The 22586-nt window shown below is 70.6% G+C and carries 20 protein-coding genes and 1 other RNA gene; 16 read left to right on the forward strand and 5 right to left on the reverse strand.

Features of this window, described 5'->3' with window-relative positions; genetic code table 11:
• The first annotated feature begins 1 nt into the window (after position 1).
• From ABIE19_RS04095 to ABIE19_RS04160, 14 genes are all read left to right on the forward strand, one after another.
• Positions 2 to 325, forward strand: coding sequence for a hypothetical protein (locus ABIE19_RS04095; protein WP_354087851.1), 324 nt, complete (start codon positions 2 to 4; stop codon positions 323 to 325).
• Positions 326 to 334: 9 nt separating this feature from the next.
• Complete coding sequence (locus tag ABIE19_RS04100) at positions 335 to 1096, forward strand: peptidoglycan recognition protein family protein (RefSeq protein ID WP_354087852.1); 762 nt, start codon at positions 335 to 337, stop codon at positions 1094 to 1096.
• A 55-nt stretch (positions 1097 to 1151) separates the two neighbouring features.
• Positions 1152 to 1528, forward strand: an RNA gene (rnpB, locus tag ABIE19_RS04105) — RNase P RNA component class A.
• Positions 1529 to 2050: 522 nt separating this feature from the next.
• Positions 2051 to 2527, forward strand: coding sequence for a division/cell wall cluster transcriptional repressor MraZ (locus ABIE19_RS04110; protein WP_354087853.1), 477 nt, complete (start codon positions 2051 to 2053; stop codon positions 2525 to 2527).
• The gene (gene rsmH / locus ABIE19_RS04115) at positions 2524 to 3489 is read left to right on the forward strand and encodes a 16S rRNA (cytosine(1402)-N(4))-methyltransferase RsmH (protein ID WP_354087854.1); all 966 of its coding nucleotides are present in this window, start codon (positions 2524 to 2526) and stop codon (positions 3487 to 3489) included. Before ABIE19_RS04110 ends, rsmH begins: the two co-directional genes overlap by 4 nt.
• Complete coding sequence (gene ftsL / locus ABIE19_RS04120) at positions 3486 to 3866, forward strand: cell division protein FtsL (RefSeq protein ID WP_354087855.1); 381 nt, start codon at positions 3486 to 3488, stop codon at positions 3864 to 3866. Before rsmH ends, ftsL begins: the two co-directional genes overlap by 4 nt.
• Before the next feature lie 20 nt (positions 3867 to 3886).
• A complete protein-coding gene (locus ABIE19_RS04125; protein WP_354088582.1) occupies positions 3887 to 5668 on the forward strand; it encodes a peptidoglycan D,D-transpeptidase FtsI family protein in 1782 nt (593 codons plus the stop codon).
• Positions 5665 to 7125: a UDP-N-acetylmuramoyl-L-alanyl-D-glutamate--2,6-diaminopimelate ligase gene (locus ABIE19_RS04130; protein ID WP_354087857.1), complete on the forward strand. Its 1461-nt coding sequence runs from the start codon at positions 5665 to 5667 to the stop codon at positions 7123 to 7125. Before ABIE19_RS04125 ends, ABIE19_RS04130 begins: the two co-directional genes overlap by 4 nt.
• Positions 7118 to 8566, forward strand: coding sequence for a UDP-N-acetylmuramoyl-tripeptide--D-alanyl-D-alanine ligase (locus ABIE19_RS04135; RefSeq protein WP_354087858.1), 1449 nt, complete (start codon positions 7118 to 7120; stop codon positions 8564 to 8566). Before ABIE19_RS04130 ends, ABIE19_RS04135 begins: the two co-directional genes overlap by 8 nt.
• An 11-nt stretch (positions 8567 to 8577) precedes the next feature.
• Positions 8578 to 9687, forward strand: coding sequence for a phospho-N-acetylmuramoyl-pentapeptide-transferase (gene mraY, locus ABIE19_RS04140; protein ID WP_354087860.1), 1110 nt, complete (start codon positions 8578 to 8580; stop codon positions 9685 to 9687).
• A gap of 4 nt (positions 9688 to 9691) precedes the next feature.
• A complete protein-coding gene (gene murD / locus ABIE19_RS04145; RefSeq protein WP_354087861.1) occupies positions 9692 to 11083 on the forward strand; it encodes a UDP-N-acetylmuramoyl-L-alanine--D-glutamate ligase in 1392 nt (463 codons plus the stop codon).
• Positions 11080 to 12258, forward strand: a complete 1179-nt coding sequence (locus tag ABIE19_RS04150) for an FtsW/RodA/SpoVE family cell cycle protein (RefSeq protein WP_354087863.1) — start codon at positions 11080 to 11082, stop codon at positions 12256 to 12258. The genes murD and ABIE19_RS04150 overlap by 4 nt, the downstream gene beginning before the upstream one ends.
• Positions 12259 to 12269: 11 nt before the next feature.
• Positions 12270 to 13352, forward strand: coding sequence for an undecaprenyldiphospho-muramoylpentapeptide beta-N-acetylglucosaminyltransferase (gene murG, locus ABIE19_RS04155; protein WP_354087865.1), 1083 nt, complete (start codon positions 12270 to 12272; stop codon positions 13350 to 13352).
• A 65-nt stretch (positions 13353 to 13417) separates the two neighbouring features.
• Complete coding sequence (locus ABIE19_RS04160) at positions 13418 to 14560, forward strand: mechanosensitive ion channel family protein (RefSeq protein WP_354087867.1); 1143 nt, start codon at positions 13418 to 13420, stop codon at positions 14558 to 14560.
• On the opposite strand, the gene ABIE19_RS04165 is transcribed toward ABIE19_RS04160, so the two are convergent.
• Positions 14557 to 15018, reverse strand: a complete 462-nt coding sequence (locus tag ABIE19_RS04165; RefSeq protein ID WP_354087869.1) for a hypothetical protein — start codon at positions 15016 to 15018, stop codon at positions 14557 to 14559. The genes ABIE19_RS04160 and ABIE19_RS04165 overlap by 4 nt on opposite strands.
• Positions 15019 to 15090: 72 nt before the next feature.
• On the opposite strand from ABIE19_RS04165, the gene ABIE19_RS04170 reads away from it, so the two are divergent.
• Complete coding sequence (locus tag ABIE19_RS04170) at positions 15091 to 15960, forward strand: WecB/TagA/CpsF family glycosyltransferase (RefSeq protein WP_354087870.1); 870 nt, start codon at positions 15091 to 15093, stop codon at positions 15958 to 15960.
• 178 nt (positions 15961 to 16138) lie between these two features.
• Here ABIE19_RS04170 and smc read toward each other — a convergent pair whose 3' ends face one another.
• From smc to ABIE19_RS04190, 4 genes are all read right to left on the reverse strand, one after another.
• Positions 16139 to 19579 carry a chromosome segregation protein SMC gene (smc, locus tag ABIE19_RS04175; RefSeq protein ID WP_354087871.1) on the reverse strand — a complete coding sequence of 1147 codons (3441 nt, stop codon included), beginning with the start codon at positions 19577 to 19579 and terminating at the stop codon, positions 16139 to 16141.
• Positions 19580 to 19589: 10 nt separating this feature from the next.
• Positions 19590 to 20228, reverse strand: a complete 639-nt coding sequence (locus ABIE19_RS04180; protein ID WP_354087873.1) for a thioredoxin domain-containing protein — start codon at positions 20226 to 20228, stop codon at positions 19590 to 19592.
• Between the two features lie 4 nt (positions 20229 to 20232).
• Positions 20233 to 20868: a DsbA family protein gene (locus tag ABIE19_RS04185; RefSeq protein WP_354087875.1), complete on the reverse strand. Its 636-nt coding sequence runs from the start codon at positions 20866 to 20868 to the stop codon at positions 20233 to 20235.
• Between the two features lie 101 nt (positions 20869 to 20969).
• Positions 20970 to 21533, reverse strand: coding sequence for a DUF721 domain-containing protein (locus ABIE19_RS04190; RefSeq protein WP_354087877.1), 564 nt, complete (start codon positions 21531 to 21533; stop codon positions 20970 to 20972).
• Between the two features lie 21 nt (positions 21534 to 21554).
• Here ABIE19_RS04190 and mutY point away from each other — a divergent pair, with 21 nt between their 5' ends.
• A complete protein-coding gene (gene mutY, locus ABIE19_RS04195) occupies positions 21555 to 22586 on the forward strand; it encodes an A/G-specific adenine glycosylase (protein WP_354087878.1) in 1032 nt (343 codons plus the stop codon).

Below are 22586 nucleotides of genomic sequence, written 5' to 3' on the forward strand. Positions count from 1 at the left end.
GATGATTCAGTCCGACCCCTTCGCCCAGATCGGCTTCACCGCCCGGCGCCGCGCCGGCGGCGGCCTGCTGGCGCCCTTCGTCTGGCTGGGCGGCCTGATCGCGACGGCCATCGCCGTGACCGTGGGCGCGGTCCTGGCCGTGCTGACGGCCGCCGCCGTGGCCGTGATCGCCCTGATCGCCGGCGTGGTGGTCTTCTTCGCCGGCTTCGCCTTCCGCGCCCGTCGCGCCCGCGCTGCTACGGCCCGCCGCGACGAGGGCGTGATCGACGCCCAGAAGGTCGGCGACACCTGGGTCGCCTACGGCTGGGAACGCGAAGGGCGCTGATCGGGCGTCATGCTGAGCTTCACCGACGCGCCTTCCCCCAATTTCAACGCCCGGCGCGGCCCGCCGGACATGCTGGTGCTGCACTACACCGGCATGAGGACGGCGGAAGAGGCTGTCGCCCGCCTGCGCGATCCCGCGGCCGAGGTCTCGGCCCACTATGTGGTCGACGAGGACGGCTCCATCCTGAAGCTGGTGGCCGAGGAGCGTCGCGCCTGGCACGCGGGTCGCGGCGCCTGGCAGGGCGAGACCGACGTCAACGCCGCCTCCATCGGCGTGGAGATCGTCAATCCGGGCCATGAGTTCGGCTATCGCGCCTTTCCCGAGGCGCAGATCGCGGCGGTGATCGCCCTGGTCGCCGACATCCGCTCGCGCTGGACCATCGCTGACGCCCGCATCATCGGCCATTCCGACACGGCGCCGGACCGCAAGCAGGACCCGGGCGAACTGTTTCCCTGGAAGCGCCTGGCCGAAGCCGGGCACGGCCTGTGGTTCGAGCCGGCGGCCGAGCGGGTCGCCGCCCTGGGCGGGCCCCTGTCGCCGGGCGACGACGGCCTGGGGGTCATCGTCCTCAGGTCCGGGCTGCACCGGCTGGGCTACGCCCTGAAGCCGGGCGGCGACTATGACGAAGAAACGCGCCTGACGGTCGAAGCCTTCCAGCGCCACTGGCGGCCCGAACGCGTGGACGGCGTCGCCGACGGCGAAACCCGGGCTCGCCTGGTCGGCCTGCTGCAACTGGCCAGCGCCGAGAGCGTGACGGGCGTTCTGAACTGAGGCTGTGACGCCTGTCGCATTGACCTTCGCCTCATTCGCGCGCATCTAGCCCCCGCCAGACGGCCGGGCGGTCGCGGCGAGGGTTCGCTCTCGTCGAGGAAAGTCCGGGCTCCACGGTGAAAAGGCGGCGGGTAACGCCCGCCCGGGGCGACCCGAGGGATAGCGCCACAGAAAGCAAACCGCCTGGGCTTCGGCTCAGGGAAGGGTGAAAGGGTGGGGTAAGAGCCCACCGCGTCGGCGGCAACGTCGGCGGCATGGCAAGCCCCGCCTGGAGCAAGACCAAATAGGGACGTCGCGCGGTTTCGGCCGCAGGGCTCACCGCCCCAGGCGTCCGGGTAGGTCGCGAGAACCGCTCAGCAATGGGCGGTCCAGAGGAATGATCGTCGCCGCCTTCGGGCGGAACAAAACCCGGCTTACAGGCCGTCTGGCATATTTCTGGGCCTATCGGCCTTCGGCCTGCTTGAGGCTTTGTTCTTGGCCTATCGGCCTTCGGCCTACTTGAGGCTTTGTTCTTGGCCTATTGGCCTTCGGCCTACTTGAGGCCGTGTAGGGGCCTACCGGCCTTCGGCCTGCTTGAGGCTCTAATTCTGGGCCTACCGCGCTACGCGCTGCTTGAGGCCGTGCCGGGGCCTGCCGCGTTTCGCGCTGCTTGAGGCCTGTGGTCCTTCCTCGCTCGTCGAGAGGGGCGGGCCGTTAACCCTTCCGTTGAAATCAAGGCGTTAGACCCTGTCCACAGGCTGTGAATACTCTATTTGTTCTGTGTATGTTCCGATTTTACACTTCGAAGATCGGCGTGTGACTGCAAATTTGGTTAAAGGGTGTCAACTAATCCCATTGAGGCCCATCTGATCCCATGCTATCCCATAATCTCATGAGTAGGGGCTGACGCCCGACTGCGTGGGCGTTTCAACGGATTTCAGGGACGGGCCTCAGGGGGCTCGATTGGGACAGGGCGTGTTTCTCTCGACCTACGAGAAGCAGCTGGACGGCAAGCGCCGTCTCCTGATCCCTCAGGAATTCCGCACGGCCGAGAACGGCGCCGAGCACGGCGTCTTCTGCTTTCCTTCGATCGAGGCGGACTGCCTGGAGGCCGGCGGCGACAAGCTGTTCGCCGAGTATCGCGCCGTGATCGAAAGTCTGCCCTTCGGCGATCCCTATCGGTCGGCGCTGGAAGCCTCGATCTTCGGCGAGCAGAAGCCCCTGTCCTATGACTCGGCCGGCCGCATCACCCTGCCGGAACATCTGTGCGCCGAGGTCGATCTGTCCGACACGGTCGTCATCTACGGCGTCGGCGAGCGCTTCCAGATCTGGAACAAGGACAAGTGGGCCGCGCACCGCGCCGAGCAGCGCCGCATGGCGCGCGAGGGCCTGAAGCAGTTCGGCGAGATGCGTCGTCAGGCCGTGGTCGCCAAGTCCGGAGGCGCGGCATGACGTCTCCGCACGCGCCGGTCCTGCTGGCCGAAGTCCTGGCCGCCCTGAATCCCAAGCCGGGCGACGTCATTATCGACGCCACCTTCGGCGCCGGCGGCTACACCCGCGCCATCCTGGAGCGCGGCGCCGAGGTCATCGGTCTGGACCGCGATCCGACCGTCCAGCCGCACGCCGACGCCGTGGCCGCCGCCTATCCGGGTCAATTTCAGCTGATCCGCACGCCCTTCTCCGGCCTGTCCGAGGCGTTCGAGGAGAGCGGCAAGGCGCGGCTGGACGGCGCCGTCTTCGACATCGGCGTCTCGTCCATGCAGCTGGACCAGGCCGAGCGCGGCTTTTCCTTCATGCGCGACGGGCCTTTGGACATGCGGATGGGCGACGCCGGGGCGACCGCCGCCGACATCGTCAACACCTGGGACCACGGTCCCCTGGCCCATATCTTCAAGCAGTACGGCGACGAGCGTCAGTCGGGCCGCGTGGCGACAGCCATCCTGCGTCGCCGCGTCGAGCAGCCCTTCACCCGAACCCTGGATCTGGCCGAGGTGGTGGAGAAGGCCCTGGGCGGGCGTCGCGGCGCGGCCATCCATCCGGCCACCCGCGTGTTTCAGGCCCTGCGCATCGCCGTCAACGACGAACTGGGCGAGCTGGCGCGCGGTCTGGAGGCGGCGGAGGCGACCCTGGCGCCCGGCGGGCGTCTGGTGGTCGTCACCTTCCATTCGCTGGAAGACCGCATGGTCAAGGCCTTCCTGACCGAGCGCACGGGTAATGCGCCGGGCGGCTCGCGTCACGCCCCGGTCGCGACCGAGACGCGCAAGCCCAGTTTCGACCTGATGTTCAAGGGCGCGCAGGAGGCGGGCGAGGCCGAACTGGCCGCCAACCCCCGCGCGCGCTCGGCGCGGCTGCGCGCCGCCGTCCGCACCGAGGCGCCGGCCTGGGGCCCGCTGACGGGGAGGATGGCCGCATGATCGCCGCCCCCGTCATGATCAAGCGCCTGTTCGACTGGAAGGTGCGCGGCGTCCGCTGCATCGAGATCATCGGCGTGGTCTGCGTCGCCGCCCTGATCTTCTCGGTCTATATCGCCAAGGCCGCCGCCGCCCGCGAAAGCAGCGAGATCAGCCGCATCGAGAGCGAAATCCGCGAGAACCGCGAGCGCGTCCGCCTGCTGCGGGCCGAGGCGACCCGGCTGGAGCAGCCCGCGCGTCTCGAGGCCCTGTCGCGCCAGATCGGTCTGGGGCCGGTCGATGTGCGCCGTCAGGCGGGCGAGGCCGCCCTGCCTGAACTGGCCCCGGCGCCCGCCGTGAAGGCCCCGTCCGCCGTTCCCGCCGCGGAGGCCGCCCAGTGAGCGTTCACGACCATCACGGCATGGACTACCGCCGCCCCGCGCAGGGCCGCGCCCAGCCGCGCCCGCAGGCGCCTTCGGTCGGCGGTCTGTTCGCCGCCTGGGGTCGCTGGGTCTCGGCCTGCATCTGGTGGCTGGAGCATTCGTTCGAGCGCGCCCGCGCCGACGGACGCCCGGAAGAAGACACCCGCGTCCGCATCTTCCTGATCCTGGCCGTCTTCTCGGCGGTCTTCGTCTGCCTGGCCCTGGGGGCGACTCATGCGGCCCTGCTGGCGCCGCGCAGCGGCGCGGCGGGCGCCTTCAATCCGAACGCCCTGACGCGCGCCGATCTGGTTGATCGCAACGGCCAGCTGCTGGCGACCAACATCACCCACTACGGCCTCTATATCGATCCGCGCGAGATCTGGGACCCGGCCGCGGCCAAGGCCCAACTGCGTCGCGCCCTGCCGCGCCTGTCGGCCGCGCGCATCGACCGCGTCCTGGCGGGCGATCGCCGGTTGATCGTGCTGAACGGCCTGACGCCGTCGGAGCGTCGCGCGGTCCATGACCTGGCCCTGGGCGGGGTGTCGTTCGAGCCGGAGGACCGCCGCGTCTATCCGCTGGGCACGTCGGCGGCGCACCTGATCGGCCGGGCCGACACGGGCGGCGAGGGCGTCTCGGGCGCCGAGCTGGCCTTCAACCAGGACATCCGCGCCGCCGGCGCGGCGGGCGAGGACTTCCAGCTGTCCATCGACCTGCGGGTCCAGGGCGTGGTCGAGAACGAACTGGCCGCCGCCGCTGAACAGGTGAAGGCCAAGGGCGCCGTCGCCGTGGTGGCCGACGCCCAGACGGGCGAAATCCTGGCCATGGCCAGCTGGCCGACCTATGACGCCAACCGCCGCAACAGCGCGCCGGACGAGGCGCTGATCAACCGCGTCACCTCGGCCCACTATGAGATGGGCTCGGTGTTCAAGAGCTTCACCGTCGCCGCCGGCATCGACACCGGCCGGGCCGACATGAACACCCTGTTCGACGCCTCGCAGGCCCTGCAGATCGGCAAGCGCCGCATCACCGACTTCCACGCCACCAACAAGGTGCTGACGCTGGAGGAGGTCTATCTGCACTCGTCCAACATCGGCACGTCGCGTCTGGCGGTCGAGATGGGCGGGGACGTGATGCGCGACTACTTCCGTCGCCTGGGCCTGCTGGACGCCGCGCCGATCGAGCTGAAGGAATCGGCCAGCCCGCCCAAGGTGCGCAAGTGGGACGACACCACCCTGGCCTCCTTGTCCTTCGGCTACGGCATCATGATCACGCCGATCCAATATGTGGCGGCCTATGGCGCCCTGGTGAACGGCGGCCGCTATGTGCAGCCGACCCTGCGCAAGGGCGGGCGTCCCGACGCCCCGACCCGTCAGGTCGTCTCGGCCGAGACCTCGGCCACCATGCTGGACCTGATGCGTCGCAACGTGACGCGCGGCTCGGGCCGTTTCGCCGATGCGCCGGGCCTGCGGGTCGGGGGCAAGACCGGTTCCGCCAACAAGCTGGTCAACGGCCGCTATAATCCCGCCGTGGCCGTGGGCTCCTTCGCCGGGGTCTTCCCGGCCGACGGTCCGGTGACGGCCAAGCGCTACACCGTCTTCGTGCTGATGGACGAGCCGGGCACCTTCCCCCGCACCGGCGGCTATGTCGCTGCGCCGGCCGTGGGACGCATCGCCGATCGCATCGCCCCCTTCCTGGGCGTCCAGCGCAAGGCCGACCGCTGGTCCACCGCCCTGGGCGAAAAGATCCCCGAGTTCCAGGACGTCGAGGGCGACGGCCGATGAGCGCGCTTCGTCTCTCAGAACTGCTGCGCCGCGACCTGTCCTCGGACCCCGAGATCACGGCCGTGACCGCCGACAGCCGCAAGGTGGCGCCGGGCGCCCTGTTCGTGGCCCTGCCGGGCGCGCATGCCGACGGCCGGGCCTTCATTCCCCAGGCACTGGCCAAGGGCGCGGCCGCCATCCTGGCGCCGGCCGACACGCCCGCCGGGGTCGCCCCCCTGCTGGTGACGTCGGGCGACGTGCATCGGGCCTACGCCCTGGCGGCGCGCAGTTTCTACGGCGCCCAGCCCAGGACCTGCGTCGCGATCACCGGCACCAACGGCAAGACCTCGGTCGCCAACTTCTGCCGCCAGATCTGGGCGGGCATGGGTCTGAAGTCGGCCAGCATGGGCACGCTCGGCGTCGTCGGTCAGAAGGGCGAAAAGACCTACGCCCTGACCGGCCCCGGCCTGACCAGTCCCGACGCCGCCGACGCCGCGCGCCTGCTGGCCGAACTGGCCGCCAAGGAGGTCACCCACCTGGCGCTGGAGGCCTCCTCGCACGGCATCGAGCAGCGCCGTCTGGACGGGGTGGCGATCAAGGCGGCCGGCTTCACCAACCTGACCCAGGATCACCTCGACTATCACGGCACGATGGAGGCCTATCGCGCCGCCAAGCTGCGCCTGTTCGAGGCCCTGCTGCCGCGCGGGCGCACCGCCGTGCTGAACGCCGACTCCGACGCCTATTCGGCCTTCGCCTCGGCTTCGATCATGGCGGGTCTGGGCGTCATGGGCGTGGGCGAGCGCGGTCGCGACCTGAGCCTGCTGGCGCGCCGGGCGACGCCGGAGGGCCAGCGCCTGACCATCGACGCGCGCGGCCGCATCCATGATGTCCTGCTGCCGCTGGCCGGCGCCTTCCAGGCTTCGAACGCCCTGGTGGCGGCGGGCCTGTGCATCGCGGGCGGCGAGGACCCGGACCGGGTCATTCCGGCGCTGGAGCTGATCCAGGGCGCGCAGGGCCGTCTGCAGCGCATTCCCGGCGAAGGCTCGCGCGGGGGCGAGGTCTATGTCGACTACGCCCACACGCCTGACGGTCTGGAGACGGTGCTGAACGCGCTTCGTCCGCACGCGACCGGCCGCCTGATCGTCGTCTTCGGCGCCGGCGGCGACCGCGACCGCGCCAAGCGGCCGATGATGGGCGAGATCGCCGGTCGCCTGGCCGATGTGGCCATCGTCACCGACGACAATCCGCGCTCGGAAGATCCCGCAGCCATCCGCGCCCAGGTCCGCGCCGGCTGCACCGACGCCCTGGAGATCGGCGACCGTCGCGAAGCCATTCGCCACGCCGTATCCCTGATGCGCGAAGGAGATGTGGTCGTGATCGCCGGAAAAGGGCATGAACAGGGTCAGATCGTCGGGGGAGTCGTTCATCCCTTCGACGACGCCACTGAAGCGACCGAAGCCCTGCGCGACCATGCCTGACACCCAAACGCCGCTCTGGACCGCCGAAGCCATCGCCTCGGCGACCGGCGGCCAACTCCACGGACCCGACGCACCCCAAGAAATTAGCGTCTCGGGCCTGACCTACAACAGCCGCGAGATAGAGCCGGGCGACCTGTTCCTGGCCCTGCACGGCGCGCGCGACGGGCATGAGTTCGCCTCCGCCGCCTTCGCCGCCGGAGCGACGGCGGCCCTGGTCGATCGGCCCGTCGAGGGCGGCCCCTATGTCCTGGTTCCGGACACCCTGAAGGGGCTGGAGGCCATGGGCGTCGCCGCGCGCGATCGCGCTCGGCTGCGCGGCGCCGTCACCGGCAGCGTCGGCAAGACCAGCGTGACCCAGGCGATCAAGGCTGGTCTCGATCTGGCGGGGTCCAGCCACGCCTCGATCAAGAGCTACAACAACCACATCGGCGTGCCGTTGACGCTGGCGCGGACGCCGCACGGCACCGACCGCGCCGTGTTCGAGATCGGCATGAACCATCCGGGCGAGATCGGGCCGCTGTCGCAGTTCGTCCGCCCGCACGCCGCCTGCGTCACCACGGTCGGACCGGTGCATATCGAGGCCTTCGCGGACGGCGAGGCGGGCGTGGCGCGCGAGAAGGCGGCCATCTTCCAGGGTCTGGTCCCCGGCGGGATCGCCGTGGTCAACGCCGCTGACGCCCATGCCGACATCGTGCGCCAGGGCGCGCTGGAGGCCGGGGCCGTGCTGCGAACCTTCGGCCATGAGGCGGGCTGCGACGCGCGCCTGCTGGACTTCGCCGCCGACAGCGAGGGCGCGACCGTCACGGCCGAGCTGGACGGCCGGCGGATCGAATACCGCCTGGCCCAGTCGGGCGTCCACTGGGGCCTGAACAGCCTGTGCGTCATCCTGATGCTGCAGGCGCTGGACGTGTCGCTGGATACGGCGCTGCAGGCCCTGGCGGGCTTCCAGCCCCTGGCCGGGCGCGGGCAGATGAAGACGGTCGCCATTCCCGGCGGCGCCTTCACCCTGATCGACGAGAGCTACAACGCCAATCCCCTGTCGATGAAGGCGGGCTTCGTCAGCCTGGGCGGCAAGCCCGTGGGAGAGGGCGGCCGTCGCGTCGTCGTCCTGACCGACATGCTGGAGCTGGGCGAGCACAGCCGCGCCCTGCACGAGGGCCTGGCTTCGGCCATCCAGGCGGCGGGACTGGACCTGGTCCATGCGGCGGGACCGCAGATGCGCCTGCTTTATGACATTCTTCCGCCGTCGCTGCGGGGCCAATGGCGCGCCGCCGCCGCCGAACTGGCCGCCGAGGCTGCCGACCTGGTTCGACCCGGCGACGTGGTCATGGTCAAGGGATCGAACGGTTCCAGGGCTTCCCTGGTCGCGGCGGCCCTGGGAAAGCTCACTTCTGAAGGCGACAACCCCTCAAGCAGCGGCGCGCCGCGCGCGACGCGATAGGGTCACTTACTATGTTCTACCTGCTCTATCTCTATTACGCCGACATCGCGCAGGATTACCCCCTGCTGCACCTGATCCAGTATCAGACCGTGCGCGTGGCCCTGGCCATGGCCACGGCCATGATCGTCGCGGTCGCCATGGGCAGCCGCTTCATCAACTGGATCCGCGCCAAGCAGGGGCGGGGCCAGCCGATCCGCGACGACGGCCCGGTCTCGCACCTGTCCAAGGTCGGCACCCCGACCATGGGCGGGCTGATGATCCTGGCGGGCATCGGCGTGGCCGTCCTGCTGTGGGGCGACCTGACCAATCCCTATATCTGGATCGTCTCGGGCGTGACGGCGGCCTTCGGCGTGCTGGGCTTCATCGACGACTACGCCAAGGTGACGAAGCAGACTTCGGCGGGCCTGACGTCGAAGCAGAAGCTGGCGGCCCAGGCGGTGGTGGCCGTGATCGCGGGCGTCCTGACCGTGGTCTGGATGACCTATTCCCCGACCTCGCCGGGGCTTGAGACCTCGATCGCCTTCCCCTTCCTGAAGGCCATCCTGCTGAACATCGGCTGGTTCTACGTGGCCTTCGCCGCCTTCACCATCATCGGCTTCTCCAATGCGGTGAACCTGACGGACGGCCTGGACGGCCTGGCCATCGTGCCGGTCATGATGGCGGCGGGCGCCTTCGGCATCATCTCCTATCTGGTCGGCAACTTCCTGTTCGCGGACTATCTGCAGGTCCACCACGTACCCGGCGCGGGCGAGCTGGCCGTCTTCTGCGCCGCCATGATCGGCGGGGGCATGGGCTTCCTCTGGTACAATGCGCCGCCGGCCAAGATCTTCATGGGGGACACCGGCTCGCTGGCCCTGGGCGGCGCGCTCGGCTCCATCGCCGTGGCGACCAAGCACGAACTGGTGCTGGGCATCGTCGGCGGCCTGTTCGTGGTCGAGGCGGCCTCGGTCATGATCCAGGTCGGCTACTTCAAGCTGACGGGCAAGCGCATCTTCCTGATGGCGCCCATCCACCACCATTTCGAGAAGATGGGCTGGCCGGAATCGACCGTGGTCATCCGCTTCTGGATCGTCGCCGCCATGCTGGCCCTGGCCGGTCTGGCCACGCTGAAGCTGCGCTGATCCGATGATCCCCGTTCCCGGCTTCGAGGGCAGACGCGTCGCGGTCTTCGGCCTGGGCCGGTCCGGGATCACGGCGGCGCGCGCGCTTCAGGCGGGCGGCGCCATCCCGGTCCTGTGGGACGACGGCGTCTCGGGCCGGATGCAGGCCGAGGCCGAGGGCTTCGTGGTCGAGGACCTGACCCGCGCCGACTGGTCGAGTTTCGCCGCCCTGGTCCTGTCGCCGGGCGCGCCTCTGACCCATCCCAAGCCGCACTGGACCGTCGACCGCGCCCAGGCGGCGGACGTGCCCGTCATCGGCGACGTCGAACTGTTCGCCCGCGCCCTGGAGGCCCTGCCCGAGGGCCGGCGTCCTCGCGTCGTCGCCGTCACGGGCACCAACGGCAAGTCGACGACCACGGCTCTGATCGGCTGGGTGCTGAAGTCGGCGGGGTTGAGCGTCCACATCGGGGGCAATATCGGCATCGGCGTCCTGGCCCTGCCGGAGCCGACGCCGGAGGCCGTCTATGTCATCGAGGTCTCGTCCTATCAGTTGGACCTGACGACGAGCTTCGCGCCCGACGTGGCCATCCTGACCAACATCAGCCCCGACCATCTGGACCGCCACGGCGGCATGGAAGGCTATGTCGCCGCCAAGCGCCGCATCTTCCAGGCGCAGGGGCCTGAAGCCCTGGCCCTGGTCGGCGTGGACGAGACCTGGGGGCGGGATATCGCGGCGGACCTGCGGGCGCATGGCCGGAGGGTGGAGACGGTTTCGACGTCCACTGCCATGACGGAGGGCTATGTCGCCGCCCCCGGCCTGCTGAACTTCGACGGCAAGCTCGTCGCCGATCTCTCCGCCGCCCGGTCGCTGCCCGGTCGTCACAACGCTCAGAACGCCGCCTTCGCCTACGCCGCCGCGCGCGCGCTGGGCGTGCCGCATGAGGCGGCGGTCGAAGGCCTGCTGAGCTTCCCGGGGCTGGCGCACCGCATGGAGGCCGTGGGCCGCCTGGGCGGGGTGCGCTTCATCAACGATTCCAAGGGCACCAACGCCGACGCGGCGCGTCAGGCGCTCGCCTCATACCCCTCGGTCTTCTGGATCGCGGGCGGCAAGGCCAAGGAGGGCGGCATCGACAGCTTGCGCGACCTCTTCCCCCATGTGGCCAAGGCCTATCTGATCGGGGAGGCGGCGGACGCCTTCGCCGTCGTCCTGGCCGACACGCCGCATGTCGTGGCCCATACGATGGAGCGCGCGGTCGAACTCGCCGCCGCCGACGCGGCCGCGGCCGGGGGCGAGCAGGTGGTCCTGCTGTCGCCGGCCTGCGCCAGCTTCGACCAGTTCCCCGACTTCGAGGTGAGGGGCGAGGCCTTCCGCGCGGCGGTCCTGGCCCTGGGCGCACGGCCGGAGGGCGCGGCGTGACCAGGGGCTACAGCCATCCCTTTTCCCGTAACGACCAGAGCCTGATCGCGCGCTGGTTCTGGACGGTGGATCGCGGCCTTCTGGGCGCGGCCCTGACCCTGGTCGCCCTGGGCGTGTCGCTCAGCTTCGCCTCCAGTCCAGCGGCCATCCTGGCGGACGAGTCGATCACCGACCCCTTCCACTATTCCTGGCGGATGATCGTCTGGGCCTCCATGGGCACGACCATCATGCTGACGGCCTCCCTGCTGTCGCCGCGCGGGGTCAGGCGGATCGCGGTCCTGGCCCTGTTCGGGGCCATCCTGGTCATGGCGGCCCTGCCCTTCATCGGGGACACGGTGAAGGGGGCGGCGCGCTGGGTGAACCTGGGCCCGTTCAGCCTGCAGCCGTCCGAGTTCGCCAAGCCCGGCCTGATCGTCTTCGCCGCCTGGATGTTCGCCGAGGCCCAGAAGGGGCAGGGGGTGCCGGGCGTCAGCATCGCCTTCGGCCTGTGGGCCCTGACGGTCGGCCTGCTGCTGATCCAGCCGGACATCGGCCAGACCCTGTTGATCACCACCACCTTCATGGCCGTCTTCTTCATGGCCGGGGTGCCGCTGAAATGGGTGGCCGTCATCGCCGCCATGGGGGCGGGCGGGGTGGTGTCGCTCTACTTCACCTTCAGCCACATGCGCGACCGCCTCAGTCGCTTCCTGTCGCCCGAGACGACCGACACCCACCAGATCGACCGCGCCTCCGAGGCCATTCGCGCCGGCGGCCTGGTCGGACGCGGCATCGGCGAAGGGGTGATGAAGCGCCACGTGCCCGACCTGCACACCGACTTCATCTATTCGGTCGGCGCCGAGGAGTTCGGCCTGATCCTGTCCCTGGCCATGATCGGCCTCTACGCCTTCATCGTCATCCGGGGGATGCGCAAGGCGATGAAGCTGAATGACCCGTTCGAGCAGACGGCGGCGGCGGGGCTGTTCATGCTGATCGGGCTGCAGGCCTGCATCAATGTGGCGGTGAACCTGAACCTGATCCCGACCAAGGGGATGACCCTGCCCTTCATCAGCTACGGCGGGTCGTCCATGCTGGCCATGGGGCTGACCATGGGGTTCGCCCTGGCCCTGACGCGGCGCCGTCCGGGCGCCTATGAGCCCGGCTCGAACATTTCGCCGCCGCGCCGCCGCCTGCTGTAAGAGAGACGTCCATGAACAAGGTCTGCGTCGTCGCCGCCGGGGGCACCGGCGGCCACATGTTCCCCGCCGAGGCCCTGGCGCGCGAACTGGCGGCGCGCGGCTGGCGCGTGGTCCTGGCCACCGACCGGCGCGGAGAACAGTACGCCCAGACCTTTCCCGCCGAGGAGCGGCTGGCCCTGGACGCCGCCACCGGCAGCGGCCCCCTGGGCCTGCTGAAGGCGGGCGTCGCCATCCTGAAGGGGGTGGGGCAGGCGCGGGCGGCCTTCAACCGCATCGGAGCGGACGTGGTGGTCGGTTTCGGCGGCTATCCTTCCGCGCCGGCCCTGGTCGCGGCCGTGGCGACGCGCCGTCCGACCCTGATCCATGAACAGAACGCGGTCCTGGGACGCACTAACCGCATGCTGGCCTCGGCGGTCGGGACCGTGGCCTCGGCCTTCCCGACCCTGGGCCGCGCGCCCGACAAGGTGAAGGCCCGCGCCCAGGTGGTCGGCAATCCGGTTCGCCCCGACATCCGCGCCCTGTTCGACCGTCCCTATGTCGCCCCGACCGGGGACGGCCCGATCCATGTCCTGGTCACGGGCGGCAGCCAGGGCGCCCGCATCCTGTCCGAGACCGCGCCGCGCGCCCTGGCGGCCCTGCCCGAGGCGATCCGCAACCGCCTGAAGGTGCAGCAGCAGTCGCGGCCCGAGACCCTGGAGGCCGCGCGCCAGATCTATCTGGACGCTGGGATCGAGGCCGAGGTCGCCCCCTTCTTCCGCGACATGGCTGACCGCCTGTCCAGGGCGCACCTGGTCATCGGCCGCGCCGGCGCCTCGACCTGTTCGGAGCTGGCCGTGGCGGCCCTGCCGTCGGTGCTGATCCCGCTGAAGATCGCCATGGACGACCACCAGACTCTGAACGCCCGCGCCCTGTCCGAAGCCGGCGCCGCCCGAGTCATCGCCGAGGACGACCTGACGGTCGACGGACTGGCGGCGGTGCTGAACGCGGTGTTGTCGGACCCTGCGGGCCTGGCGGCCATGTCCGCCGCCGCCCGTTCGGTGGCCATTCCCGATGCGGCGCAGCGATTGGCCGATCTGGTCGAGGCGGCCGTCTAAGAACCCTCTCCCGGCGGGAGAGGGAAGCGGGTGACGATCCTGTTCGCTCCGTCTAACCTTCGCCCATGCCCCAGTTCGTCGCCGACCTGACCAACACCGTCTTCACCCTGTGGCGTCAGTTCTACTGGCTGCCCGAATGGGCGGTGATCTCCATCATCACCGTGGCCTTCGTCTTCATCGGCTGGGCGGCCAATCAGGTCGTGTTCGCCCTGCTGAAGCTGGCCGTGCGCAACCGCGACGTCTTCTGGAAGGGGATGCTGGGCCGCGCCCGGCTGAAGGTTCGCATTGCGGTGATGATCATCGCCCTGGCCCTGGCGGTCACGGTGTCGCCGCTGGACCCGGAGCCTTCGCTCTTCATCCGGCGGACCCTGCTGTTCGGCTTCATCCTGGTGTGCGGCTGGATGCTGGCCGGGGCGGTGGACATGGGCGCCGTCGTCCATCTGAAGAAGTTCAACATGGACACGGAGGACAACCTCCATGCCCGCAAGCACGTCACCCAGACCCGCATCCTGCAAAGGGTGGCGGCCATACTGATCGCCCTGATCACCCTGGGGCTGGCCCTGCTGACCATTCCCGGCGTGAGGCAGTGGGGGCTGTCGCTGCTGGCCTCGGCGGGGGTGGTGGGCATCGTCGCCGGCCTAGCCTTGCAGCCCTTCCTGACCAATCTGATCGCGGGCATCCAGATCGCCACCGCTCAGCCCATCCGCCTGGACGACGCCGTCATCGTGGAAGGGGAGTGGGGCCGGGTCGAGGAGATCACCTCCACCTATGTCGTGGTCAAGCTGTGGGACTGGCGCCGGATCGTCCTGCCCCTGACCTACTTCATCCAGAAGCCGTTCCAGAACTGGACGCGTGAGGATTCACGCCTGATCGGCGTGGCCTTCCTCTATGTGGACTATGAGGCGCCGATCGACCGGTTGCGCGTGAAGCTGGAGCAGATCGCCCACGCCTCGCCCTACTGGGACGGGGACGTGGTGGCGCTGCAGGTGACGGACGTTACGGACCGCGTGGCTCAGGTCCGCTGCCTGACCAGCGCCCGCAACGCCTCGACCGCCTTCGACCTGCGCTGCGAGGTGCGTGAGAAGATGCTGGCCTTCATGCGCGACGAATGCCCCCAGGCCCTGCCCAGGGACCGGCTGGACCTGGATCGGAACGGTCGCGGCGTTTTCCCTCCCCGAAACGGGGAGGGAGAAGACGAGCGTCTCTAGTCCTTCATCCGTTCGCGTCCGATCCGCACGGCCTCGGCCGTCGTGGCCGCATCCGTGGGGGGCGTTTGCGTTCCGCAGGCCAGGGCGGCCAGTTCGGCCGCGTCGCCGCCGGGCGCGACGGCGTAGGGCGGGGCGCGCTCGGGCGTGATCGGGCCTTCCGTGCCGTCGGCGCGGAGGGAGGCGAAGTCCAGCCGGTCGGCCGTTTGGGCGACGCAGTCGAACCGCCACCAGGACCAGCCGCCGACATAGGCGACGCCGCCGATCATCATGTCCTCCTCGCTGACCTGCAGGGCGCGCATCCGCACCCCGTCCCCGTCGGGCGTGACCGAGGCGGCGTCGGCGAAGACGGCGAAGCGCCCCACGCCGGTCAGCACCAGGGCCTGGTCGGGCGCGGCGTCCTGGGCCGATGCGGCGCCGGCGATCAGGGCGACGGCGGCGGCGATGACGGGGATTTTCATGGGCGGCGGGCTCAGGCTTCATTAACCGTGAAAGCAAACCCGACGTTGAGCGGGTCAGGCTAGGCTGTATCCATGTATCAGGAGCCCCACGGAGTCGACCAGGCCAAGGCCGCGCCGGATCGGCGGGCGCGCGAGCGCCGTCCTTTCCGCCAGCAAAGGCGGCCGGAGGAGCGCGTTCGCATTCTGGGCGAGATCGTCGACCTGATGCGGCCCGAAGAGGTCCTGCTGCACGTCGAGCGCTGCGTGGAGGCGGGACGGCGCAGCGTGGTGGCCAACCACAACCTGCACAGCCTCTATCTGCTGCCCCGGACGCCGGGCATGAGGCGGATCTATGATCTGGCCGACGTGGTGGAGCTGGATTCCACGCCCCTGATCCATTTCGCCCGGCTGCTAGGCCTGCACAGCCGGCCCTTCCACCGCTGCACCTATCTGGACTGGCGGGCTCATTTCTGGAGCCTGGCGGACCGCAAGGGCTGGCGCGTCCTCTATGTCGGCGGGGCCGACGGCGTGGCGGAACAGGCGGCCGCCCGGGTGTCCCAGCGTTATCCCGGCGCGGTCCTGAAGGGCATGACCGGCTATTTCGACGCGACGCCGGGCTCGGCCGGGAACGAGGCGGTGCTGGCCGAGGTGCGCGACTTCCGTCCCGACATCCTGTTCGTCGGCATGGGCATGCCGCGCCAGGAGCTGTGGATCGCCGACAATATCGAGGCCCTGCCGAATGCGGTCATCCTGCCGGTCGGGGCGGCCTTCGACTATGAGGCGGGGGTCCAGAAGGCGGCGCCCCGCTGGATGGGGCGAATGGGGGTCGAATGGCTCTTCCGCCTGTTCGCCGATCCCAAGCGCCTCTACGCCCGCTATTGCGTCGAGCCCTGGTTCCTGATCGGCCCGGCGCTGAAAGACGTGCGAGAGGCCTGGGCGCGCCGGAAGAAGAAGCGGTCCTGAACTCCTCCCCCGTGAAACGGGGGAGGGGGACCGCGGAGCGGTGGAGGGGGCGACTACAGCCGCTACGCCGAGCGACTTTCACCGCCGTCCCGCACTAACCTGGAAACTGTCGCCTGAACCTTGCCCCCTCCACCACCTTCGGTGGTCCCCCTCCCCCGCTGCGCAGGGGAGGAGAGGCTTACGCCGCCACGATCTGTTCGGCCTGGTTCAGGTTGACGCTGACCAGCTGGCTCATGCCGCGTTCGGGCATGGTGACGCCGTAGAGGCGGTCCATCCGGCTCATGGTCACCGGGTTGTGGGTGATGACGATGAAGCGGGTGTCGGTGCGGCTGCGCATCTCGTGCAGCATGCGGCAGAAGCGGTCGACGTTGGCGTCGTCCAGCGGGGCGTCCACCTCGTCCAGCACGCAGACGGGCGCCGGATTGGCCAGGAAGACGCCGAAGATCAGGGCGGCGGCCGTCAGGGCCTGCTCGCCACCGCTCATCAGGCTCATGACCGACAGGCGCTTGCCGGGCGGGCAGGCGTAGATTTCCAGGCCGGCCTCCAGGGGGTCGTCGCTCTCGACCAGTTTCAGCTCCGCCTGGCCGCCGCCGAACAGGGCCTCGAACAGGGTCTTGAAGTTGGCGTTGATGACGTCGAAGGCGGCCGTCAGCCGCTCGCGGCCCTCGGCGTTCAGTTCGTCGATGCCGTCGCGCAGCTTGGCGATGGCCTGGGTCAGGTCGATGCGTTCCGACTTCATGGCGCCCAGGCGGTCGCCGTACTCGGCGGCCTCCTCCTCGGCGCGCAGGTTGACGGCGCCCAGGGCCTCGCGTTCGCGCTCCAGCCCGGACAGCAGGCTTTCGGCGCCGGCCGTGTCCGGCGGGCGGGCGATGGCGTCGTCGGTCAGCTTCTGACCCAGTTCGTCCGGCGACATCTGGGCCGTCTCGCGGACGTTGGCCTCGGCTTCGGCCAGACGTTCGGTCGCGGCCTCGGCGCGGGCGGCCAGGCCGGCGCGAGCCTCGCGCGCGGTCCCGGCAGCGGCGTCGGCGGCGCGGCTGTCGCGGTCGGCCTCCGCCGCCGTGCTTTCCGCCAGGGACAGGGCCTCGGCGGAGGCGGTCTTGCGCGTCTCGGCGGCGATCAGGGTGTCCATCAGGGTTCCGCGCTGTTCGGCGAAGCCCTGGGGCGCGATCTCGGCCTGTTTCAGCAGGGCGGCGGTCTTGTCGGCGTCCTTGCCCAGGGCGGCGACGCGGGCGGCGCTTTCCCTGGACCGTCCGGCCCAACCTTCGTGGGCGCGGCTCAGGCTCCCCAGGCGCTGTTCGCGCCCGGCGCGGTCGCGGGCTTCCTCGTCGCGGGTCGAGCGGGCGGTCTGGGAGGCCTGGCGTGCGGCGTCGGCGGCGACGCGAGCGGCGGCCAGTTCGTCGCGAAGGCCGGCGATGGTCTCCGACGGGGCCTCGACGCTCTGGGCGGCCTCCAGCGCGGCTTTCGCTTCGGCGACTTCGCCGTCCAGACGGGCGACGGTTTCATCCAGGGCCTGGGCGCGGGCCTCGCGCCGGGTCTGGTCGCGCATCAGGCTTTCGACGCGGTCGCGCGCGGCGGCCACGGCCTTGTCGGCGGCGAAGGGCTTGAGGCGGGCGGTCTTCACCGCCTCCTCGGCGGCGCGGAAGGCTTCGGTGGCTGATTTCTGGGCGGCTTGCGCCGTCTCCAGCGCGGGCTTGCCCGTGTCGATCTCGGCCTCAAGCTCGGCCAGACGGGTGCGCTGGGCCAGGCGGACGGCGGCGGGACGGGGGGCCTCGGCGCGGCTGACGAAGCCGTCCCAGCGATAGAGGTCGCCTTCCACCGTCACCAGGCGAGCGCCGGTCGGCAGGGCCTTGGCCAGGGTCGCGATCCGGTCCTTGCCGACCACGCCGCAGAAGGCCAGGCGGGCGGCCAGTTCGGCGGGCGCTGTCACATGGGCGGCCAGGGGCTCGACGCCTTCGGGCCAGGCAGGCGAGGCCGCGTCCGCTCCCGCCCAGTGGGCGGCGGCGCGGGCGTCCAGAGCCGCGTCCAGATCGTCGCCGAGCGCCGCAGCCAGCGCCGCCTCATAGCCCTTGGCCGCCGACACCCTGTCCAGAGCGGGCGGGTGGTCGCGCTTGCCTGTGATGAGCAGTTGGGCCAGGCCGCGCGCCTCGGTCTGCAACCGGCCCAGGCGATCCTCGGCGGCGCGAGCGGTTGTGCGGGCCTCCGCCTCGACGCGGGCCAGGTCGCCGCGGGCGGCCTCGGCGGTCTCGACGGCTTCGCGGGCGGCGGTCAGTTCGGCCTGAGCCGTTTCCAGCGCAGTGCGGGCGGTCGCCAGTTCCGGGGTCTCGATGGGGCCGAGAGCTTCGCGTTCGCGTCCGGCCTGTTCGAACTGGCCGACGACGCGCGACAGGCGGGCCTCGGCGTCGCGCTTCCTGGCGCTCTCGGCGTTGGCGCGGGCCTCGACGGCGGCCAGGGTTCCGGCCAGGCGTTCGACCTCGGCGTCGGCGGCCTTGCGGGCGTCCTCGGCGACCAGCAGGGCCTTTTCCAGTTCGGGCGCGCGTTCAGGCGCGGCGGCGATCTCGGCCTTCAGCTTCGTCAGTTCGTGGTCCAGCCGGTCCAGTTCGCGCTTCGCGTCGGCGGCCATGCGCTCTTCGCGCTCGACGTCGGCGGCGATGCGGGCCGCTTCGGCCTTCAGGCGTTCGACCTCGGCGCGGGCGGCCTGCTCGGCCATGTCGAGGCGGTCGCGCTCCAGCGTGGCCCGGTGCAGCAGGGCGCCGGCCACGGCGTCCTCTTCCCGCGCGGGCTTCATGGCCTCCTGCGCCTTCAGGGCGTCGGCCTCGGCCTTGGTCGCGGCGGCGGTCGCTTCGGCCACGGCGCGGTCGGCGTCGCGCAGTTCCTGGGCCGCCGCCTCGGCCGCCGTCTTGGCGTCGTTCCAGCGCACGAAGAGAAGGGCGGCCTGCAGGGCGCGGATCTCGGCCGAGATCTTCTTGTACTTCTCGGCCTGGCGCGCCTCGCGCTTCAGGCGGTTCAGCGCCGTCTCCAGCTCGCGGCCGATGTCGTCGAGGCGGTCCAGGTTGGTCTCGGCGGCCTTGAGGCGCAGCTCGGCCTCATGCCTGCGGGTGTGCAGGCCCGCCACGCCGCCGGCTTCTTCCAGAATGCGTCGACGGTTCTGCGGCTTGGCGGCGATCAGTTCGGAAATCTGGCCCTGACGCACCAGGGCGGGGCTGTTGGCGCCGGTCGAGGCGTCGGCGAACAGCAGTTGGACGTCGCGGGCGCGGACCTCCTTGCCGTTGATGCGGTAGGTCGAGCCCTGGCCCCGGTCGATGCGCCGCGACACCTCCAGCACCGGGCTGTCGGTGAAGGGTTGGGGCGCGCGCTTCTGAGCGTTGTCGATGGTCAGGACGACTTCGGCGTGGCTGCGCGGCGGACGGCCCGCGGCGCCGGCGAAGATGACGTCGTCCATGCCCTGGCCGCGCATGGCCTTGGCCGAGTTGGCGCCCATGACCCAGCGCAGGCTTTCCAGCACGTTGGACTTGCCGCAGCCGTTGGGGCCGACGACGCCGGTCAGGCCGGACTCGATCTGAACTTCCGCCGCGTCGACGAAGGATTTGAAGCCGACGAGCTTCAGTCTCTGGAATTGCATGGGCGGGCGGTCAGCGGCCCTTGATCAGCGGGTCGATGGCCGCCGCCAGGGTTTCGATCGAATGGTCTTCGACGCGCCGACCGTTGACGAAGAAGGTCGGCGTGCTGTTGACCCCCGCCGCCTGGGCGGCCGCGATGTCGTGCTGCAGGGCCTGGCCCGTGGCCGGGTCGGACAGGCAGGTCTCGACCTCGGCCTGGCTGCGGCCGCTGGCGGCGATGGCGTCCATGTACCATTGGCGCGCGTCGCCGGCGGCGAAGGCGGCGGCCTGGCCGGCCATCAGGCTGCGGGCCACGTCGTAGAACCTGCCGGGGGCGGCGCAGCGGCTGATGGCGGCCGCGGTGGCCGCGACCTGGGCCGGAGCCGTCGGCAGGTCGCGGAACACCAGCCTGACCTGGCCCGTGTCGATGTAGCGGGCCTTGAAGGCCGGCATGACGTCGTTGGTCCAGGCGGCGCAGTGGCTGCAGGTGAAGGAGGCGTATTCCACCACCGTCACCGGTGCGTCGGCGCGGCCGATCACGCGGTCGGCCGCCGTCACCGCCGGAATCGACGCGGGCGCCGGTTCGGCCGCGACGGCGGGCGCGACCGACAGCAGGGCCGCCGCCGCGGCGACGGCGGCCGTCAGCCGGATCATGTTCGGTCGCGCCATCATCAGCCTACTTCTTGGCCAGTTCGGCGTCGATGGCGGCGGACAGGCCCGACAGGCTGCTGTCGGCGACCTTGACGCCGTTGACGAGGAAGGTCGGGGTGCCCGACACGCCCGCGTCGATGCCGGCCTTGATGCGGTCGCTCATCTTCTCGATGGCGGCCTTGTCACGGATGCATTCCTCGATCTGGGTCTGGCTGAGGCCGGCGGCCTGGCCGACGCGGAACAGGGTGGTGCGCGGCTGCACGCCCGTCAGCCATTCCTTCTGACTGGCCATGATGTCGTGGACGACGTCGAAATACTTGTCCTCGCCGGCGCAGCGGGCGATCAGGAAGCCGGCGACGGCGATGTCCTGCGGCGGGGTCGGGAACTCGCGGAAGACGTAGCGGACCTTCTTGGTGTCCACGTACTTGGTCTTGAATTCGGGCCAGACCTCCTCGTTCCAGACGGCGCAGTGGCCGCAGGTGACGGAGGCGTATTCGACCACGGTGACCTTGGCCTCGGCGCCGGCGCCCATGGCCATGTCGCCCTCGGCGGCGCCGCCCGCCTTGCCGGTGCAGCCGGCCACGAGGGCCATGGAGGCCAGGGCGGCGGCGGTCAGGGCCGCGCGGCGGCTCATGGCGGCGTATTTGAACGTGGGAGCCATCTAGGGGTCCTTGGTCAGGAGTGGGACTCGATAAGTTCGTACGATTCGCGGACGTCCGTGAAATCGCTCTGATAGTCGAGAACCGCGATGGCGAAGGTTTGTCAACGGCGCTCGTTTTCGGACGGCTGCGACAGGGCGGCGCGTCCCAGCTTCAGAAGGGCGGCCTTCAGCCCGTCCGGCGCGTTTTCCACGGTCGCGTTCAACTCGGCCTCGACCGAGGCGGGCAGGGGCGGAAGCACGGCGCGGCCGCGTGCGCGGGGCTTGGCGGCGGCTTCGGGCAGGGGCTTCACCGGCCCCTGGGCGATGCGCAGCTTGCTGATCGTGTTCGGGCCGAGGGCCAGATTCACGCGATCGACGATGTCCTGTTCCTGATGCTGCACCAGGAGGGCGGCGGCGCTGACGACCCGCAGTTCAAGCGCGCCGACGGCGTTGCCGCGCGCCTTGACCAGCTTGAGGGGGCGGGTGACGCGGGCCAGGCGTTCGCCGACGATCTCCAGCCAGCGCCGTTCCAGCGCATTGGCGTCGCGGCCGAACTGGGCGTCCAGCTTCTTGATCAGCGGCGCCAGGGACTTGCCGGCAGGCGGCGGCGGACGCAGGGGCGGACGCGTCCGGCGACGAGCCAGGATTTCGCGCGCTTCGCTTTCAGTGGGCAGGGACCGACGCATTCGTCCTATATAGCCTGACCCATGCCCGACGTCCCCTCTCTCCGCGCCGCCCTGCTCGATTGGTACGACGCCCATGCGCGCCGCCTGCCGTGGCGCGCCGCGCCGGGCTCCGGTCAGCGGACCGAGCCCTATCGCGTCTGGCTGTCGGAGGTCATGCTGCAACAGACGACGGTGCCGCACGCCGCCCCCTATTTCGAGCGTTTCACCGCGCGCTGGCCGACCGTGACCGATCTGGCCGCCGTCGAGGACGCCGAGCTGATGGCCGCCTGGGCGGGGCTGGGCTACTACGCCCGCGCCCGGAACCTGCTGGCCTGCGCCAGGGCGGTGGCGGGGACGCATGGCGGGGTCTTTCCCGATACGGAGGCGGAATTGCTGGCCCTGCCGGGCGTGGGCGCCTACACCGCCGCCGCCGTGGCCGCCATCGCCTTCGACCGTCCGGCCAATGTGGTGGACGGCAATGTCGAGCGGGTCATGAGCCGCCTGTTCGCGGTGGAGATCCCCTTGCCCGCCGCGCGGCCCGAGCTGCGGCGGTTGGCGGCCCTGTTCGTCGACGCCCATCGTCCGGGCGACTGGGCCCAGGCCCTGATGGATCTCGGCTCCGGCGTCTGCCGACCGAAGTCGCCCCTGTGCGGCCAGTGCCCGCTGACCTTCGGTTGCGAGGCGTGGAAGACCGGCGCGCCGGCGCTCTATCCGTTGAAGACGAAGAAGGCGGCGCGGCCGCATCGCCTGGGTCACGCCTATGTCCTGCGTGACGGAGCGGGCCGCGTCGCCCTGGTGCGGCGACCGGACAAGGGGCTGCTGGGCGGCATGGCGGGCCTGCCGACCTCGGACTGGAGCGTCGCTGCGCCGGCGTTCGAGCCCCCGGCCGCCGGCGACTGGCGGGCGGTCGGGGCGGTGGAGCATGTCTTCACCCACTTCAGCCTGACCCTGACGGTTCATGTCGGGCGCGGCGACGGCGCGGACTTCCAGTGGACCGCGCCCGAGACGGCGGCGAAGGCCCTGCCCACGGTGTTCAGGAAGGCGCTGGAGCGGGGGCTGGCGGGTCCGGACTAG

The sequence above is a fragment of the Brevundimonas faecalis genome (assembly GCF_040549405.1).
Lineage (GTDB): Bacteria > Pseudomonadota > Alphaproteobacteria > Caulobacterales > Caulobacteraceae > Brevundimonas > Brevundimonas faecalis.

What these genes read in the sequence shown, in the direction of transcription:
- ABIE19_RS04095 (WP_354087851.1), top strand. Translation starts at nt 2, where the DNA reads ATGATTCAGTCCGACCCCTTCGCCCAGATCGGCTTCACCGCCCGGCGC.
- ABIE19_RS04100 (WP_354087852.1), top strand. Translation starts at nt 335, where the DNA reads ATGCTGAGCTTCACCGACGCGCCTTCCCCCAATTTCAACGCCCGGCGC.
- rsmH (WP_354087854.1), top strand. Translation starts at nt 2,524, where the DNA reads ATGACGTCTCCGCACGCGCCGGTCCTGCTGGCCGAAGTCCTGGCCGCC.
- ftsL (WP_354087855.1), top strand. Translation starts at nt 3,486, where the DNA reads ATGATCGCCGCCCCCGTCATGATCAAGCGCCTGTTCGACTGGAAGGTG.
- ABIE19_RS04125 (WP_354088582.1), top strand. Translation starts at nt 3,887, where the DNA reads ATGGACTACCGCCGCCCCGCGCAGGGCCGCGCCCAGCCGCGCCCGCAG.
- ABIE19_RS04130 (WP_354087857.1), top strand. Translation starts at nt 5,665, where the DNA reads ATGAGCGCGCTTCGTCTCTCAGAACTGCTGCGCCGCGACCTGTCCTCG.
- ABIE19_RS04135 (WP_354087858.1), top strand. Translation starts at nt 7,118, where the DNA reads ATGCCTGACACCCAAACGCCGCTCTGGACCGCCGAAGCCATCGCCTCG.
- mraY (WP_354087860.1), top strand. Translation starts at nt 8,578, where the DNA reads ATGTTCTACCTGCTCTATCTCTATTACGCCGACATCGCGCAGGATTAC.
- murD (WP_354087861.1), top strand. Translation starts at nt 9,692, where the DNA reads ATGATCCCCGTTCCCGGCTTCGAGGGCAGACGCGTCGCGGTCTTCGGC.
- murG (WP_354087865.1), top strand. Translation starts at nt 12,270, where the DNA reads ATGAACAAGGTCTGCGTCGTCGCCGCCGGGGGCACCGGCGGCCACATG.
- ABIE19_RS04160 (WP_354087867.1), top strand. Translation starts at nt 13,418, where the DNA reads ATGCCCCAGTTCGTCGCCGACCTGACCAACACCGTCTTCACCCTGTGG.
- ABIE19_RS04165 (WP_354087869.1), bottom strand. Translation starts at nt 15,018, where the DNA reads ATGAAAATCCCCGTCATCGCCGCCGCCGTCGCCCTGATCGCCGGCGCC.
- ABIE19_RS04170 (WP_354087870.1), top strand. Translation starts at nt 15,091, where the DNA reads ATGTATCAGGAGCCCCACGGAGTCGACCAGGCCAAGGCCGCGCCGGAT.
- smc (WP_354087871.1), bottom strand. Translation starts at nt 19,579, where the DNA reads ATGCAATTCCAGAGACTGAAGCTCGTCGGCTTCAAATCCTTCGTCGAC.
- ABIE19_RS04180 (WP_354087873.1), bottom strand. Translation starts at nt 20,228, where the DNA reads ATGATGGCGCGACCGAACATGATCCGGCTGACGGCCGCCGTCGCCGCG.
- ABIE19_RS04185 (WP_354087875.1), bottom strand. Translation starts at nt 20,868, where the DNA reads ATGGCTCCCACGTTCAAATACGCCGCCATGAGCCGCCGCGCGGCCCTG.
- ABIE19_RS04190 (WP_354087877.1), bottom strand. Translation starts at nt 21,533, where the DNA reads ATGCGTCGGTCCCTGCCCACTGAAAGCGAAGCGCGCGAAATCCTGGCT.
- mutY (WP_354087878.1), top strand. Translation starts at nt 21,555, where the DNA reads ATGCCCGACGTCCCCTCTCTCCGCGCCGCCCTGCTCGATTGGTACGAC.